We start from the raw sequence: 17691 nt of genomic DNA, 5'->3' as shown, positions 1-17691 counted from the left end.
ACGGAACTACAAACCAGAGAAGAAAATCAAAGGCAGCGCCGACTAAAGCAAGCATCGTTCCCTGTTCAAAAAACACTAGATACCTATGATTTTAGTTTAATGCCAAGTTTAAATCGAAATCGCTTTATCACTTTGGCCAAGGGAGAGTTTGTAGAGAAAAAGGAGAATCTAATTTTTTTAGGCAATAGTGGAACTGGTAAGACGCATCTTGCCATAGCACTCGGAATAGAGATGATTCAAATTGGATACAAAGTAAAATTTATAACCGCCTCTCAATTAGTAGAGGAACTTTTAATGGCTAATGAGGAGCATAAACTTGGCGCATTTGAGAAGAAATGGCTCAAATTCGATGTGATCATTATAGATGAACTTGGATACGTACCTTTTTCCAAAACGGGAGCAGAATTATTATTCCAATTTTTTTCAAGCCGGTACGAACGCGCTAGCGTTATGATCACAACGAATCTTGAATTTACAGAGTGGACAAACCTTTTTGGAAACGAAAAAATGACGGCAGCATTACTTGATCGTCTTACCCATCGCTCACACATCCATTTGCTTAATGGTGAATCTTTTCGATTCCGACAAAGTATGAAACAACGAGAATCAGCTGGGGGGTAATCGGCGCGCGAGGTGTTTGGGGTTCTTGCCCCGGAGGGGCAAGAACCCCAAACACCTAATCCCTCCTACTTACAGAGGATATTCTACAAAAAGTGGCTCACTTTTGAAGTGATCGCTCTGGCTCAATTTAATATTGACAAAAACAACAATGTGTTTTGGGATGGTATTAGTTATGACTATATATAATTTATACCTTAATGGATCAATTGGGAAAATAACTTTTATAGAAGGGCTACTTGATTTTTTAATTGGATTTGTCGTTGCTTTTATACTTGATATGTTTATAGTAGGTCCTAATGCTAAAAAATTGGCATTTAAATTGACTGCAAATACAAGCAAAAAAATCTATACAGTTCTAGCCATATCAAGTTGCATGGTTTTAGGAATGGCGTTTTTTATGTCTATTTACGGATTAGCATCAACATATATTTATAGTGGTTTTAATTCTAAATCAGTGCTTGTAGATTATTTTGCCATTTTTGGTAAGAATTTGATTATGGCGTTACCTCTACAGATTATTGTTATGGGACCACTAGTGCGTCACATATTCACTAAGTATATTAAAACTAACATAGTAGCTTGAGAAAATGCGTGGATAAATATGTTATATTTAATCCAAGCGGGGGTAGGTAAATAATGGATATTAGTTTGGGTTTAATCGCATCTTTAATTTTAAACATTGGTTTGCTTTTAATTGTCTTTGCACAATCTAAGAAGACACAAGTCTTAAGGCAACAGAACCAGAAAATGTTGTATTATGAATCGAACGATGAATTATTAGCTTTAGTGGAAGAAAAGCTAGGAACACTTGGAGAGGTTAAAGCCATAAAGTATTTAAGACTGGAAAAGGGTATGTCGATGTTAGATGCTAAAAAGCTTGTAGATTCTTTACAAGAGACAAAGTAATTTAATTACGAGGACCCTAAGCAAATTTGTTGTCTTCGGCTAGGAAAGTGACTCACTTATGCGGGTGGGTCGCTTTTTCTTTTTATAAAAGATAGCCCTCACGCTTGGGTGCCGCACCCCAAATGAACGACTTAAAATACGAAAACAGGGCGTTATGACAAAAACGTTAAGCTATATCGAGCTTTTGAGTTCTGACGAATCAGATCCAAAGTACATACTGAAAAAAATAAAGGATCCACATGAAGTAAGAGAGAAAATTCGTTCCGCGGCTAGAGAATCAAGGAAGGCAGAAGGGGTTTCATATAGGCAAGACGTTTAAAGCATCCTATTTGGGTGCTCTTTTTTAGTGATCACATCTTTTTGTTATATATCTTAGAGCTGGCAGAAACATAGAGTTCATACAAAAACGCATGTTAATAAGGTAGGAGACAGCTGGTCATGGGTGATGAATACCTGGTTACAGAGACAGCAAGAAAAATATGAAAATAGTTGCAGGTGAATATTTCCTTTTGTCGAATAATGACTCGAGGTGGCTAAAGCGCCAGATTGTTGAAGAACATTGCCATACCTTATTGAACAAAAGCACCCATGAATTTAAGTGTAATCTTTCACAATTGATTTTAATCACCAACCTTATAAGTGGACTTCCTCCCTTCTAGGAATAAGCATTTTTCTATTTTCTCTGTAGATATGTATTATGCTTCATTTGTTTTACACTTCATCTCTTTAACAGAACGGCACTGAATTATATACTGGCATCCCTCTTAACTAAATCAATAAAACTTTGTACAGCAGGTGTTAAGACCTCTCCTTTTCTAGTCCAAATAGCGATACTGTTTTTCAGCTGTACCCCTTTAACATAAACTTGTGATAACTCTCCTTTCTCTACTAGATCACGTACAACGAGTGAGGATATAAAAATCGCACCATACCCTGCTAAAACAGCTCTTATAGATTCATTTAATCCACTGAACTGTAGAGATATTTTAGGTGCCTTTACATGGTAAGTCTTACACAAGGCAAATAACCTTTCCCTTGTAGAGCTGCCTTCCTCTCGCATGATAAATGGAACGGTTACCATTTCGTCTAAAGATATTTCCTGATTTGCAAAAGGATGTCCTTTTGGAACCACAAACCATAGCTCATCCTGAAAAAGCTCGTCCCAGTGGATCAACTCCGTTTCCTGCTCGTCCTTTCCTCCGCCAAAAATGGCTACATCTGCTTCAAAATGGATCAATTGATTAAAGGCTTCTCGAGAGTTCATCGTTGTAATAATTATTTCTACATCCTCATGCTCTTTCTTGAACTGAGCGGCCCAGGCTGGAATAAGAAAATATGCCGGTAGGTAGGTTGCTGCCAAGCGGATAACGCCCGTCTTTCCAAGTGCATAATCTTTTAAATAAGCTTCCATTTGTCGTTCTAATGAAAAGAGCTTTTCCGCTTGCTCTGCCAAGGTTTTGCCTGCATCTGTTAACTGAATTCCACGATTCTTTGGTACAAATAATGTTGTATTAATGTCCTTTTCAAATTGTTTAATTTGCTTCGTCACGGCGGGCTGACTAATTCTCAGCTCATCAGCTGCCTTAGTTACACTGCCGAACGTAGCTACTGTATAAAATAATCTTAAGGCGTGAAGATTCATAACCTCATCTCCTTATATATAGTATTTATATGTAATATGTAAAAACATATATTTTATTTATTTTTAACTTTATCTTACTATAAAGATAGAAATAGAACAACAACCATTTATAAGAATTAAAGGAGGACTGGTTATGCAAGGATTAATTAAACAAATTAAAGGAAGAGAAATACTTGATTCACGTGGTAACCCGACGATTGAAGTGGATGTCATTACAACTGAAGGAGTTTTAGGTCGTGCTGCCGTACCCTCTGGTGCCTCAACTGGAGAAAATGAAGTACTTGAGCTAAGAGATACAGAGCCAAATAGATACTTAGGAAAAGGAGTTACAAAAGCTATTCAAAACGCAGAGGGAGAAATCTTAACACAGCTGCAAGGACTGAGTGTTTTTAATCAAAAGCAGTTTGATGATACTATGTTAAGCCTAGACGGTACAGAAAATAAAAGTAGGCTTGGAGCAAATGCTATACTTGGTGTATCTTTGGCTTGCTCAAGAGCTGCTGCAGCAACATTAAACGTTCCTCTATATCAATACCTTGGAGGAGTTCAAGGCTCACGTTCTTTGCCGACACCATTATTCAACATTATTAATGGTGGTGCACATGCTGATTCAGGAATAGATATCCAAGAGTTTATGATTGTTCCGCATGGAGCCCATTCATTCAGAGAAGCGGTACGGTTTGGTGCCGAGGTTTATTATCAATTAAAGAGATTGCTTGCTGAAGAGGGATTTGTTACAGCGGTTGGTGATGAGGGAGGATTTGCTCCAAGATTAGATACAAGTGAGGAAGCCATCCAATTCATTATCCAAGCTATTGAAGCAGCAGGATATAGACCGGGGATAGATATATCTATCGCTCTTGATCCAGCAGCAAGTGAATTTTTCGATGGAGGCTACTATCATTTTGAAGGGAAGAAGCTACAAAGTAAGGAGATGGTTGAATACTATAAAAATCTAGCCTCTGTTTATCCGATTGTTTCGATCGAAGATGGACTCGATGAGCAGGATTGGGAAGGCTGGAGGCTACTTACTCAGCAGCTAGGTGAACAACTTCAATTGGTGGGTGACGATATCTTCGTTACAAACTCTCTCTTTTTAAAGAAGGGTATTCTAGAACATGTAGCCAATGCTATTTTAATAAAACCGAATCAAATTGGTACATTAACTGAGACACTAGATACCATTCAAGAAGCTCAAAAAGCTGGTTACGGTATCGTAATGTCACACCGTTCAGCAGATACAGAGGATAGCTTTATTTCAGATCTTGCTGTAGCCACCAATTCCGGGCAGATTAAAGCAGGCTCTGTAGCAAGAAGTGAGCGCTTAAGTAAGTACAATCAACTGATCCGAATTGAAGAACAGCTATAATGACATAACAAAAGCATTAGCCACATCTTTTGAAGCTAATGCTTTTAATTCTTTTTCCACTAAGACTACTGCCATGCTCTTGCTGTTCTTTTCGTAATTTCCTCCATTAACGTCTGCATACAACTATCAGAAAATCAGGGATCATTGAATTCTAATTGAATTATTAAAGCATAGTCCAAGTTACCGAGGATTCAGATTATATTCTGACTTAAAGGGCGGAGTTATGTAATAAAATACCCAATATCAAGGTTTAGCGTACGTAATTTTATGAGTTTATAGAAAAAAGTCACCAAATCTCATAGAGACTGTTTAAAGTCGATTTTATAAAGGACGCCTCCGAAAGTAATTTACACTTTCCTGGAGGCATCCTTTTTCATGTTGCATACATGTGTATAGATTTTCATGGTCGTCTTTATGTCATCATGACCAACTCTGTCCCATAATGGTTGCGATATCTACCCAGCTTCTGTTAACTGTGCTTATATGAGTATGGCGGAAAATGTGGGGAGTGGCATGATTCTTTATTGTCGTTTTTTTAAAATTTTCTTTCCACCATCCTAGTTGAAGAGGAATATTATATCCTTGCCTTTATTCCCTCAAAGGTTATCTGCCAATATTCCTTCATTTCTTCTCTAATATCCTTGTTTGGAAGATTCTCTTGATGAAAACTTATCGTTGTTTTATCCCGCCTTAACTGGCTGTAATACCCCCACTTCAAGAATTCGTGGAAAAACCTAGAATTGTAAGTGGGGGATCAACAGCCAGTAAAAGCCCGATTTGTTCAACTAACAATCAGTGGGGGATGAAGGAAACCCCCCCCACTGATTGAAGTTTCACTTTATTGGTTTCCTTTGAAATAATTCGAACCTGTACTGTAGACGGATTTTTCCAACCTTCTTTTTGCCATGTAAGGCGGAGCTGTTGCAGAGGTTTAACAATGCGAATTTCACCTACACCTGTTTTAGTAATGTATTTCTGCCCAGGTTGAAGAATAACACCTGTATTTTCCCCCAACCATAAATTCAATCCTTCTTCAGAAGTAATAAGATCCCAAGCTTTCTCCTGTGAGATCGGGAATGTCCTTCTGACACCTACCTGAAATCCAACTGTTTTTGTTTGGCCAATAATTTCAGGTTCCATTTTACTCACTCCCTGTCTTTTACGTTTTTGTTTATTGGTTTTTATTTCTATTTCTATATTCATAATTCCTGCTTATATTTTTATAAATCGATTGAAACGGGAACGATAGTTCGTTATAATGATCATAAGAAAAGCATACTCCAATTGGAATACGCCTTAAGTAAATTGATTTAGATGGGGGCATAAATAAGACTTGTATTGTGGAAAGTAATAAAAATTGGTTTGTTATAAATGAAAGCGCTGTATTTAAGGGTTGCAAGGAGGTTTATTGTGAACAAAACAATCAGTGTGCAAAGAAAAGAAGTTCTAGATATTGAAGGTATAAAATTATACTACGAATATTTTGGGAAGGGCCATAATACTCCAACTATTGTGTGTGATTCTGGATATGGCTATACTTTAGCGAATTGGCAGCTTATTCAAGATGAAGTATCGCAATTAGCAAAAATATTTATTTATGATCGAGACGGTCTGGGTAAAAGTGATAAGAGCGGGAGACCGCGCCACAGCGAACAAATTGTTGAAAACCTCCATAAGCTGCTCCAAAAGGCAAGTATACCTCCACCCTATATACTTGTTGGTCACTCATTTGGAGGGGTAAATGTAAGACTGTATGCACATGCATACCCAGAAGAGGTAGTTGGAATTATCCTACTAGATTCCTGTCACCAAGATCAGAATGAAAAAGTAGTGCCTCTTTTTAAAGAAAATGTGCAAAGGGACTACTATAATCAATTTACTGAAGAGGGTACTTTATGTGAGTTTGAAGAAAGCTTAAAACAAGTACGGAATGCACAGTCACTTGGTAGTACCCCGCTTGTGGTATTATCAGCCGGTTCACAACCTCACCATACTAAAGAATCTTTATCTGCATGGATGTCTCTCCAAGAGGAACTCGTGAAATTATCGAAAAAGGGCGAACAGATAATTGTAGAAAATGCTGGACACAATATTCACATTGATTGCCCGCAAGTGGTTATAGATACAATCAAGAGTATGTTAGAAACAGTTAGTGATCAACCATAAAGTGAACCTTCAATCAGTGGGGGGGTTCTTTCATCCCCCACTGATTTCAGAGGATCAAAGGTTAAAATCGCGACATCCTGTCGGCAGACTCAAACGCGACGTCCTGTCACCTCGTCTGCACTAGTACACCCTATACGTCGCTACGCCTTTGTGACCAACATCTTGTTGGCCTGAACCAATCGGGCTTTTACTCAAAAAGGCGAAAGCGCCTGTCCAGCGACGTACAAATTTAAGGGGTTCTGACGAGATAAAGGAAACACGATGAGCCCAAAGGGCGAATTGATGTTGACTTACGCAAACAGAAATCGTAAATTTGCTAGTCGCTAGGCGCTGAAGCTAGATTAGGGCAGTGTATCCCCCACCTATGCTTCTCCGTATTCTCTAATAGCTTGAGGTGGGGGATTACTGCCCGTTAGTGGGGATAAATAAACGTTATTCTTCCTTATAGTAAAGGTGTAAGGCTTAAATAGTAGTTATTAGCCTGTAATCAATAAGTGTAGTTGGTGCTTTTGGCTTATAGTATGAAATATGCCAAATTGTGAGCGAAAGGGTTTTTGAAAAAAGTGTATTGGGCTGAAAATAACTTGTAGTAGAAAATTTATTACATAGTTGCTAGGAGATTCTAAGCAAATTAAGGTATTTCAAATATATAAAAGAATAAGTAAAAGACCACGCCTGTCCAAACGGTGACTGGGTGGTCTTTCAAGAAAAACTCCCTATCAAAACGGTGATTGGAAGTAATGCATATTGTATTATACGTAAATTATAAACAAATATACCTTTATAGTCAAGAAGGTGAATGTTGGTGAATGTCTTTGAGATATAATATCTTTTTTGATGAATCCAATAAGTTAGATGCGACAAAAAAATATTCTTATTACGGTGCATATGGTGTTGAACAAATCAAGTCTGATAGTATAGTATCGGATATTAATAAAATTTTACGAATGACGGGTAAGAAAAGTGAATATCACTTTACTGAATATAATAATGATAAGGATCTAGCACCCTATATTTATTGTTTACATCATTTCATAAAAACACACTTTCAAATTAATATTTTTGTTGTAGATAATGATATTGCACTGAATTTTGCTGGAAATGCCAATATTTCAGTAACAGAATTACGTAATTTATTTTATGTTAAGATTCCCGAACGGCTTTTTTATGGTTTGACAAGAGGACTTTCAAATGATTATAAAACAGTTGAAATTGTAGTGGACCATAGTCCCGAATATGGAAAGATGAAGGTATATTCTAAGCTAAAACAGCAAATGAATGCACATGCTATATATCGTGGGATGCAATATTATGTCAATAAGGCATGGTATAAGGATTCTTATAAATCAATCCCGCTCCAAATAGTTGATTTATTTATGGGGATTGTTGTATTCCTAATGGAAAAGTCATACTTGAATGTTGAAGATGATAAACCAATAATTAAAAGTGATCTTATTTATCGTTTTTTAATTGAAGGAAATAATATCGAATTATTTCAGAAACAAATTAATATTTTTAAATGGGACGGACAAAAGGATTTTATTCATGAAGTCAATATTGCGGAGTATTTATCACAATTTATGGCATTTAAAACACAGTTTGATGTTAATGAAATGACAAACATATCGAACCGCAGAAATCCTGCTGATACTACTAAAGATATAAGACTACGAATGAACTATACAAATAATCAATTAAGAATGTTACTTGGATATCTTGACCAACTTAGTGGCAAAGGACGAAACACATTTATTATGCGAAATTATTATAACATCTTTAAGTTTTAGATGTGAAACTTTAAAAGAGGCAGAAACTTGCTAACGCAAATTAAAAAATGGTAAACCACCGTTCGAGATCGTACAGAAAAAATATACAAGAATTTAATTTACCATATAAAAGAAAAGAAGCACCATCTAAGTCTTTAGATTTTAAGGAATGACTTATGGAGTTAAAGAGGACAAGTGTTAAAAAGTCTCATGAAAAGGACCAAACTTACTTTGAACTACAACGAAAATGCAAAACTAGTCGCTGGATTAAAGGATATTGAGCAGTCCTAATCGAAGTTATTCAATGGAAATATAACTGTGGCTGTATTACGGATAGGGAGGAGGTTCACTATGGCGAAAGCTATCAGAAGTTTAAAGATTAGCTCCATGCAAAGTTTACACTATAAACAAGGCGGTTGTTTGTATGGGGCGAGCAATTGTTTTCCGCCTGAACAGTGATCATTGTTTATAGTAATAACTTTGCTACCTTAAAAATTTAATTTATTTTAAGGAGCGAGGCTAATATGAAATATGTAAATGCGGAAAGTATCTTTCCGAAAGAATTACTGAAGGAAATACAAAAGTATGTAAATGGAGAAATGGTATATGTCCCTGTTTCTAAAGGATTACGAAAGGAATGGGGTGAAATTTCCGGAAGTAAAGGTTATCTGAACTACAGGAACCGTGAGATCCGACAACTATTCTCTGTCGGTAAAACTATAGATCAGCTTTCGGAACAATTCTTCCTTTCTCGCGATAGCATTAAAAAAATTGTTTACCCAAAATAGTAGATATTACCTGTCACATTGGATTAATTTCTGATGTGATTTTTTGTCGTCTAGCTCCAGCGCCCAGCGACTAGCAAACTTTCAGCTTCTTCCTACGATAAGTCAACATCGGCTCATACTTCGCCGTGTATCCTTTATCTCGTCAGAAGCTTAAAAAGTTTGTACGTCGCTAAACGGGCGCTTGCGCTTTTGTTCTATAAAATATAATTTATAATCGTTTATTATCTATATTCATATGTGCACTATTATTACAATAAATACATATCAGTATCCCTTAACAGTTCAGGAGGCTAACAATTTATGCTTAATTTTTTTCAATTTGATACTGACGAAAATAGAAAGTCTTTATTAAAAAGAGCAAGAAAAATCGCTATATTGTCGTTACTACAGTATGACTTAGAATGGGAAAACATCCAATTTATTCAATTATCTGACACAATCACATATAAAATAGGGACAAGCTCAAAAGAAAACTTTTTGCTTCGTATCCATTCAGATAAATTGGATAAAGAAGAAATCCAGTCAGAACTTACCTTACTTAACGTTTTGAACAAATCGGATGATCTCACTGTCCCAGAAGGTCTAATGAGCCGTGATGGTTTTTATATTTTAGAAGTAGATACTGATGCTGGATATCTTCGACCGTGTGTCACGATAATGAGGTGGGTGGAGGGAGAGCATGCAAAAGAGGAGTTTACGGATAGCTGTATTTATAAAATGGGGGTATTGATGGGCCGGCTTCATGAAGTAGCAGCTAGTTTTTCTCCACCACCCGGTTTTGTCCGACCCATTTGGGGAGCTGATAGCTTTAGACTTGAAATGGCTAAGCTGGAACGTCATTATACACGTTTTTTATCGGAGAAATCGTGGGGGATGTATCAATCGGCAGCTAAAAAGGTCTTATCTGAACTCGCTGTAATTCCTAAGAACGACGATAACTACGGACTCATTCACGCGGATTTACACACAGGTAATCTTGTTTTTAAAGATGGCTATCCATATCCGATTGATTTCGGAAGGTGTGGTTACGGGTATTATCTTTATGATATCGCTGGCACATTATTAGAACTTATGCCGAAGAATCGGCAAATGTTTATCCAAGGCTATGAGAGTGTTAGAAAACTAGAAATAAATTATGTCCGATATCTAGAATGTTTTTTTATTATGTTTATGATTGAAAATTACTGCCATCATGCATCAGATCCAAGGGAAACAATAGGTTTAATTGATGAGCAAAAGTACGCCCAAGCCTATATAAGAAACTACCTAAATAATACGCCATTTTTATTCGAAATGATTCAACCAGTCAAAATTGAATAAGAATTAGTTGGTGGTTGCTTTTGTATTAGGCTTATATCTAATATTATTCATTAAGGAGAATCTGATGGAAATTGATATGCATTTAACAAATAAAAATGAATCACATATTATAAAAAATTTATATCCATTGTATTTATATGATCTCTCAGGACATTATGGCAATTCCCCAAATAAACATGGAATTTACGAGAATACTGATGATTTTCAAACATTAACAGATCAATATGAAGTTCAGAGTATTTGGTGGGAAAAGCCACATATATTATTTCCTTATTTAATTTCAATAAATGGAAATCCTGCTGGTTTTATCCTAATAGCGACCCCGCCGCATTGCAATAAAGGAATTGACTTTTTTATAAATGATTTCTTTTTACTCCAATCATATAGAGGACAAGGTATTGCGGAATATGTAGCGAATAAAGTGTTTGAAGAATTTAAGGGGAATTGGGAGTTATTCACAAATCCTTTAGAAAAAAACATTATAGGACAAAGGTTCTGGAGGAAGACAATTTCTAATTACACTCACGGGGTTTATGTTGAAGAACATGGGGAAACTTTTGATGGATATAAACTTATTTTTCGATTTAATAACAAAAATGCGGAGGAACACAGGTAGAAAATGATTTATGGGTGAAATAATGTAAGTAACCACCTATGAACGTTGATTTACTAGGGTTTATAGAGAAAGTCGATTTTATAGAGAATTCCGCCGGAAAAGTGAGTTTCGCTTTTCCGGTGGCATCCTCTTTCGTTTTATTGGTGACGAGCGTAATCGGTAAGTGCCTGCCGTTCACGCTTATATTCCTTAATACAAAGCACTCCGATTAAACCGATGAGGGAAAAGATGACCGGAATGATGAAGCCGTAGTGGTAGCCGGCGTTTATATTGCCTGAAGCCTGAAAATGGTCTAAGATACCGCCAAAAATGCTTGGGAGCAATACGGCGCTCAAGAATCCTCCAGTATTAGCAAAGCCGGAGACAAGGCCGGACTCTGATATAGGATAAGATTGACGGATGAAGGCGAAGGTGAGCATACATGCTCCATAACAAAGGCCGATAACAAAGAAAAGTATCGTAACCAAGAGAATCGGCGGCTTTCCAGTAAAGATCACAAAGACTGACCAGCTCAATAACATTGTTGTATGAACCACAATATATGGGCGTTTCACCATTTCTAATCGACTTGAAATCCAACTGGATAGCGGTGCCCCAATAAGTGCTCCGATTAGGCCAACCAAAATAAGCTGACTTGCATCTGACCGTGTCATCCCAAACACACTCATCCCATAGGGCACTGCCCATGAACCGATAAATCCAACATACGCACCGACCATCCCAAAGTGACAAAAGAATAAAGCCCATGCCTGCCAACTTGAGCAGATTCTTTTGAGTAAAACGAGCGTTTTTTCTTGGTGTGTTTCATTCTTTACAAATACTGGTTGCTGCGGCTTTTTTACAAGTACAATATAAAGAAACAACCCACATAAGCACAATAGTAGTCCTGCTGTAAAAAATGCTGCCCTCCAGCCAAGTAGGTCAATCCATAAAGAAAAAGGCACTGTTGCCAAAACGAACCCGAGGCTTCCTGTCATTCCAGCTAAGCCAATTAATTTTACAAATTCCTTTGCACTGAACCATTGGCTTAAAATTAACACCAAATTAACCCAGATCGTTGCATCCCCTATCCCTGTCAATATTCTTGCGAAAAGTAAGATAAATTCATGCGTACCAAGGCTATAAATAATCGTACCAGCGCCTGTCAGGATGGCTCCAATAATCAGAAAAAAATTGGGGCCAAAACGATCAGCCAAAATACCCATTGGAATTTGCAAACCGGTATATACAAAAAACTGTATGCTTGCCAGTAATCCAATTGTTGATGCCGTTATAGCAAAATCGCTCATCAATTGGTCTGTAATCAAACCTGGTGCCGTTCGCTGACTCGACATGAATAAATAAGTAAATGTCACACCAGCAAATACAACCCATCTAAACCTGCTATTTTGTTTATCCAATGATTTCTACTCCCGTAGCCTTTTACTCTTATGTATATGGGATAACAATAATATTAGGAACTTCTTTTTACCGAACGTTTTTGTGCAATAAACAGTTACCAAATAAATCCTATATATAACGGGGAAGTTGAATATCTTACAATAATAGGAACAAAAAAATGAAAGTCGCAAATTGATTAGATTAAAGAGGTGACATACAAATGGGGATTCGATTTCGATCATATAAAAATGAGAGTGATTATGAAGCAATACGCACATTAATAATGCGGAAATTTGAGAACCCTGAACTCAGGTTTTATCCGAGTCTTGGAGATTTGGATTATATTCGGGCTATGGAGGAAGAGGATAATACTTTCCAAGAGAATGTAACCATTTGCGAAATAGAAAATGGTAAGGTAATTGGCGCAATTTGGCCAGGTTTTTACCGAATCTTATATTGTGTAACAGGTTTGGAATATGCTCATTTAGAAGATGAAATATTAGATTGGGCAGAACAAAGATATTGTGGACCATCATTAGAAGATCGTACAGGGGAAGAAGTATACATTTGGGGATATGAGGAAGATACATTAAGGACAGGCATTTTAAAAGCGAGGGGTTACTCAAAACATACATGGTATATGTATTCAGGAGTAAAAGATTTACAAAACCAGATTACATCTCCTAACTTTCCTAAAGGATATATGGCTCGCCCTATTTTACCCCAAGACATTGAACAGAAAGCGGAAATAATGGGTGTTTCTGCAGGGCTAGGAATTCCCAAAATGGAGAAATACAGACGTTTGATGGATAGGCCAACATATAGGAAAGAGTTGGATTTAGTTGTTGTTGATCAGAATGATCAAGTGGTTGCTTTTGCGAACATATGGCATGATGTGCACAATCATATTGCTATCATTGAACCATTTGGAACGAAGGAAAGCCATCGGAGAAAAGGTCTAGCCACCAATTTGCTATATGAAAGTATGGAGCGATTAAAAGAACTAGGCTTATCTAAACTTTACATCAATCATGGCGGCTTATGGACACTTGATCCAGAACCGGATGATGCTTTACGTGTATATACGAAGGTCGGATTTAAAGAGTTGGGTAAAATGTTCGTTTGGTGTAAATCGTGTCAGGTTTGAAATAAAAGTATGATGAGGGGTGAAAATTTGGACATTCAACAAATGAAATTTAGAAAGGGAAGCATTAATGATTTTGATAATCTAAATTGGTTTTGGACGGAGAATCACCAAAAAACAAAGGAGAAATTTATTTTTAGAATAAATAAAGGAATGCAAGAATTATGGGTTGTTGAGTATAGGGAATGTTTAATTGGAGAATTACATATTGTTTGGAATTCAGTTGATAAAGATGAAGCGGATGGTCTTAAAAGAGCTTATATATTTTCTTACCGTGTAAAACCAAATTTTCAAGGAAAAAGTGTTGGAAGTAAACTTATGAATAAAGTATTAGATAGAATTAGAGAAAAAAATTTTACAGAAGCCACTGTTGGAGTCGAAACAAATGAAGTACACCTGAAAAAAATGTACAATAATTGGGGGTTTAATGATTTTATTAAAACAAAGGATATTGACCACCACGGTTTTACATCAAAAGGGCAATATAAAAGTGTTCCATCATATGATTTGTTTTTAAATAAGTTATGGTAAAACTATTTAATGTTACACTTTCCTCTGCAATAGGGAGCGATTTTTTTTGATTACCAGTCTAATTTCTCTGTGAAAATGTGAAGGAATTAGATTTTTTTATTTCTCAAAATCCTACTTTTTAGATTCATTTTTTGACATTACAACATTGGTACATACATTGGCTATGAGTGATAAATCATATGACAGTGGCTGGTAAAAAATCATGGCAGTAATCAGTTCTCGCTGTGTATGGCGCGTTAAGTTTGAATTTGATTGAAAAGATTTCACATTTTAGAATAAGGATAGATATTATGAAAACAGAAAGGAGAATAAATGATTAATATAAAAGATATTATTTCTTACCACCATTTACCAGTGGACAGATATCAAGAATTAGCATCTGGATATTCAAGCGCCAAAAAATTTAAGCTTTCTTCAGGTGACGACAACCCATTATATCTATTGAAAATCTACAACATTGAGAAAAGGGATAGGATTAAGCTGCAATTTGATTTATTAAAGAGACACTATGAAAACAATGTTTTGTGCCAACAACCACTTATATTTGAATTAAACGAAGAGGAGCAGGTGTGTTATTTATTATTATCATACATAGATGGTATGAGCGGAGATGTAGCTTTGCCAACATTAGGAACGGATCTACAATATAAGATTGGGGTGCAGTCTGGGAAGGAACTAAAAAAGATTCATTTAATCACTTACGATCACTCCATTAATTGGTATAATAAACGCTTAGAAAAATATCGAAATAAAGTAGAGACATGCAAAAAATTAGGACTTACTTTCTATAAACAGAGATTTGTGGAAAGTTATATCGATGAGAACATATCGATTCTCAAGGATAGTCCGATTTGTTTTCAACATGACGATTTTCATCCTCAAAATATAATTATAAAGGATAAGAAATTAAATGGTATTATTGATTTTGATTCATTTGATTGGGGGGACCCATTAGAGGATTTTTTCAAAATACCCAAGTATACTGTTCAGGTAAGCGCTTGTTTTGCTAAGGGGCAGGTAATGGGATACTTTGATGATAAAATTTCTGATTTATTCTGGAGAAAGTATAATTTGTTTGTTGCATTAAATTTACATGCGAGTCAAATCGGTGGTTATAGAATGGGGAATTTAGAGTACGTACAAGAAAGAACTCGATATATAATTGAAACCCACGATTTCATTCATAATCAACCACCTGAATGGTTTAATAACGTGTGATCATAGGCTATATATTGCTTAGTAACAAGCGTGATTACTAAAATTCAGAAGGAAAACAAGAGTCCGTATTATCGAACTAAAAAAGGATAGTGATAAAAGTGAAATTCAGACCGTGTATAGATATTCATCAAGGGAAAGTTAAGCAAATAATAGGAGATACGTTTAGTTTCAATCAGGGGACAGTTGAAAATTTCGTTTCAAATTACGATTCCGCATATTATGCATCATTATTTAGAAGAGACAATTTAAAGGGAGGACATGTAATAATGTTAGGGGAGGGGAATAAAGAGTCTGCAATAAAGGCGTTAAAAGAATACCCTTTTGGCTTACAGCTTGGAGGTGGTATTACAGCCGAAAATGCCTCTTTTTACCTAGAAAATAAGGCCTCCCATATAATTGTTACCTCATATATATTTGAGAATGGCGAACTTAATATAGATAGATTAAATAGATTGGTTAGCGAAGTTGGGAAGGATAAGTTAGTAATTGATCTAAGCTGCAAGCAAAAAAACGGTAAATGGTTTGTAGTAACAAACAAATGGACTCAATTTAGTAATTTTGAGGTTAATGAAACGAATATTAAAGAAATAGAAAAGTATTGTGATGAATTATTGATACACGCAGTTGACGTGGAAGGAAAACGTACTGGGATTCAAGAAGACTTGGTTAAACAATTAATTCAATGGATTTCGATTCCAACCACGTATGCAGGTGGGATAAGATCGTTAAAGGATGTAGAGGCTTTTTTCGAGCTATCTAACGGAAAATTAGATTTAACGATAGGAAGTTCATTAGATTTATTTGGTGGGGACCTATCTTATAGTGAAGTTGTTGATTTTTGTAAAAATAAGTAGATTGAAAACCTTTTTCTAATGCTTCAAATTAACTGAAAGTAAATTCTTGTGGTCGTGGCTAGTTTGATGTTTCAGCATTGTGAGGATTGTGCTTAGGAAGGGGACAGAATGGGAACTAGAAGTTGTGCGGCGATTATTAAAGATGATTTAATATTGATGGTTCGCCAAACATATAAAGGGAACACTTTTTGGACGTTACCTGGTGGGAGGATAGAACCTAGTGAGAAACCTTCGGATTGTGCGATAAGGGAAACAAAAGAAGAGACGGGTTTGGAAATAGAAATCATAGATCTGGTGTGTGCGTTTTTTAATGAAACAATCGATGGTCTTTATTACTGTTATCTTGGAAGGGTTATTGGAGGCAAAGCTGAATTGGGGACTGAACCTGAATTATCAACTGATTCACAGGAACTAAAAGAATTAAGGTGGTTTCCAATAAGCAAAATGAAGAATCATAAAGAGGTTAAGCGTGTATTAGCATTTGTGCGGGAAAAACAAATAGTAACGAAGTGTCGGGTACTTAACTTATGGAGCTAGCGGTTGTGATGTTTTTGAAATAGATTGTATATTAATTATTTCTCAGAGCTATTATCAAGCAAATCGGTGATACACTAAGAGTAAATTTAGATCTTTATTTCTTTATAGGGAAGGTCTCTTAGTATCAGAATGGTCCCAAGTTTATGAGCATTTTTCCGAATGCGGTGTATTTACTCGAGGCATTACAATTATTGAGGATTGATTTTAAAGAATCCCTTTATTATATTGCATTTGATTGGAGGAGTTTTTTTGAAGATTGTCGGTATTTCTGGAGCGCTCTCAGGTCAAAAAATATCTCAGATGGTTTATGATTGTTTACATGCTGCTAAGAAAGCCAATTCGGATGTAGAAATTGAGTTAATTGACCTAAAGGATTTCGATATAGAGTTTATGCAAGGACTTCCATTATCTGTTTATAATGACGATACCCAAACAGTTGTAAACAAGATTTTACAGGCGGATGGTATCGTGATTGGTACGCCGATTTATCAGGCATCGATTTCTGGGAGCCTAAAAAATCTGTTGGATCTAATGCCAGAGCGAGCTTTTAAAGGAAAAGTGGTTGGTTATATTTCCAATGCTGGTTCGGATAAGCATTTTATGGTGGCGCAGTTCAATTTGGAGCCAATCATTCGTTTTCTTGGGGGAATGATTCTTCCACAGAATGTATTTGTTAACTTTGACCAATTTGACCCTGAGGATAATATCATCATTGATAAGCGAGTGCAGGAGAGAATTAGGGATTTTGGCAGGATACTTGTCACATTGACAGAGAAATTGGATAGTGATTATTAGGGCTATAGGTAAAGGGCTAGAAAACAATAATAAATTGT

18 protein-coding genes and 1 pseudogene are annotated in these 17691 nt (G+C 36.2%); 15 read left to right on the top strand and 4 right to left on the bottom strand.

All coding sequences use genetic code 11. From position 1 onward, the window contains the following. From istB to KI375_RS11660, 3 genes are all read left to right on the top strand, one after another. Positions 1–621, top strand: a 621-nt coding sequence (gene istB / locus KI375_RS11670) for an IS21-like element helper ATPase IstB (RefSeq protein WP_212973659.1), incomplete at its 5' end; no start/stop codon positions are given. A 133-nt stretch (positions 622–754) separates the two neighbouring features. Continuing rightward, positions 755–1204 carry a DUF2798 domain-containing protein gene (locus KI375_RS11665; protein ID WP_483861599.1) on the top strand — a complete coding sequence of 150 codons (450 nt, stop codon included), beginning with the start codon at positions 755–757 and terminating at the stop codon, positions 1202–1204. A 53-nt stretch (positions 1205–1257) separates the two neighbouring features. Beyond that, positions 1258–1527 (top strand): hypothetical protein, encoded by a 270-nt coding sequence (locus KI375_RS11660; protein WP_212973658.1) that lies wholly within the window; start codon positions 1258–1260, stop codon positions 1525–1527. Positions 1528–2272: 745 nt separating this feature from the next. Here the strand turns inward: KI375_RS11660 and KI375_RS11655 are convergent. Next, on the bottom strand, positions 2273–3169 hold the full coding sequence (locus tag KI375_RS11655; RefSeq protein ID WP_212973657.1) for a LysR family transcriptional regulator: 897 nt from the start codon (positions 3167–3169) through the stop codon (positions 2273–2275). Positions 3170–3302: 133 nt separating this feature from the next. Here KI375_RS11655 and eno point away from each other — a divergent pair, with 133 nt between their 5' ends. Next, positions 3303–4538 (top strand): phosphopyruvate hydratase, encoded by a 1236-nt coding sequence (gene eno / locus KI375_RS11650; RefSeq protein ID WP_212973656.1) that lies wholly within the window; start codon positions 3303–3305, stop codon positions 4536–4538. 347 nt (positions 4539–4885) lie between these two features. Here eno and KI375_RS28130 read toward each other — a convergent pair. Continuing rightward, positions 4886–5075: pseudogene (locus tag KI375_RS28130) on the bottom strand (tyrosine-type recombinase/integrase); the annotation flags it as partial. A 255-nt stretch (positions 5076–5330) separates the two neighbouring features. After that, positions 5331–5678, bottom strand: a complete 348-nt coding sequence (locus KI375_RS11645; RefSeq protein ID WP_212973655.1) for an SRPBCC domain-containing protein — start codon at positions 5676–5678, stop codon at positions 5331–5333. Between the two features lie 270 nt (positions 5679–5948). Between KI375_RS11645 and KI375_RS11640 the strand changes: the two genes are divergently transcribed. From KI375_RS11640 to KI375_RS11620, 5 genes are all read left to right on the top strand, one after another. Continuing rightward, a complete protein-coding gene (locus KI375_RS11640) occupies positions 5949–6704 on the top strand; it encodes an alpha/beta fold hydrolase (RefSeq protein WP_244852559.1) in 756 nt (251 codons plus the stop codon). 809 nt (positions 6705–7513) lie between these two features. Continuing rightward, complete coding sequence (locus KI375_RS11635; RefSeq protein ID WP_244852557.1) at positions 7514–8491, top strand: DUF3800 domain-containing protein; 978 nt, start codon at positions 7514–7516, stop codon at positions 8489–8491. Between the two features lie 503 nt (positions 8492–8994). Next, a complete protein-coding gene (locus tag KI375_RS11630; protein WP_212973653.1) occupies positions 8995–9258 on the top strand; it encodes a CD3324 family protein in 264 nt (87 codons plus the stop codon). A 300-nt stretch (positions 9259–9558) separates the two neighbouring features. After that, positions 9559–10578: a phosphotransferase enzyme family protein gene (locus tag KI375_RS11625; RefSeq protein ID WP_212973652.1), complete on the top strand. Its 1020-nt coding sequence runs from the start codon at positions 9559–9561 to the stop codon at positions 10576–10578. Between the two features lie 64 nt (positions 10579–10642). Continuing rightward, on the top strand, positions 10643–11194 hold the full coding sequence (locus KI375_RS11620) for a GNAT family N-acetyltransferase (protein ID WP_212973651.1): 552 nt from the start codon (positions 10643–10645) through the stop codon (positions 11192–11194). Positions 11195–11331: 137 nt separating this feature from the next. On the opposite strand, the gene KI375_RS11615 is transcribed toward KI375_RS11620, so the two are convergent. After that, positions 11332–12594 carry an MFS transporter gene (locus KI375_RS11615; protein ID WP_212973650.1) on the bottom strand — a complete coding sequence of 421 codons (1263 nt, stop codon included), beginning with the start codon at positions 12592–12594 and terminating at the stop codon, positions 11332–11334. Between the two features lie 200 nt (positions 12595–12794). Between KI375_RS11615 and KI375_RS11610 the strand changes: the two genes are divergently transcribed. From KI375_RS11610 to KI375_RS11585, 6 genes are all read left to right on the top strand, one after another. After that, positions 12795–13721: a GNAT family N-acetyltransferase gene (locus tag KI375_RS11610; RefSeq protein ID WP_212973649.1), complete on the top strand. Its 927-nt coding sequence runs from the start codon at positions 12795–12797 to the stop codon at positions 13719–13721. Positions 13722–13748: 27 nt separating this feature from the next. Further along, positions 13749–14249: a GNAT family N-acetyltransferase gene (locus tag KI375_RS11605; protein ID WP_212973648.1), complete on the top strand. Its 501-nt coding sequence runs from the start codon at positions 13749–13751 to the stop codon at positions 14247–14249. A 312-nt stretch (positions 14250–14561) separates the two neighbouring features. Then, on the top strand, positions 14562–15467 hold the full coding sequence (locus tag KI375_RS11600) for an aminoglycoside phosphotransferase family protein (protein WP_212973647.1): 906 nt from the start codon (positions 14562–14564) through the stop codon (positions 15465–15467). A 98-nt stretch (positions 15468–15565) separates the two neighbouring features. Further along, on the top strand, positions 15566–16321 hold the full coding sequence (gene hisA, locus KI375_RS11595; protein WP_212973646.1) for a phosphoribosylformimino-5-aminoimidazole carboxamide ribotide isomerase: 756 nt from the start codon (positions 15566–15568) through the stop codon (positions 16319–16321). A 108-nt stretch (positions 16322–16429) separates the two neighbouring features. Continuing rightward, a complete protein-coding gene (locus tag KI375_RS11590) occupies positions 16430–16858 on the top strand; it encodes an NUDIX hydrolase (protein ID WP_212973645.1) in 429 nt (142 codons plus the stop codon). A gap of 249 nt (positions 16859–17107) precedes the next feature. Further along, positions 17108–17653, top strand: a complete 546-nt coding sequence (locus KI375_RS11585) for an NADPH-dependent FMN reductase (protein ID WP_212973644.1) — start codon at positions 17108–17110, stop codon at positions 17651–17653. The last annotated feature ends 38 nt before the right edge of the window (positions 17654–17691 follow it).

The organism is Bacillus sp. J14TS2, from assembly GCF_018333015.1.
Lineage (GTDB): Bacteria > Bacillota > Bacilli > Bacillales > Bacillaceae_C > Lederbergia.
Note: the sequence above shows the minus strand (reverse complement) of the source record. Positions and strands in the feature narration are given on the sequence as shown.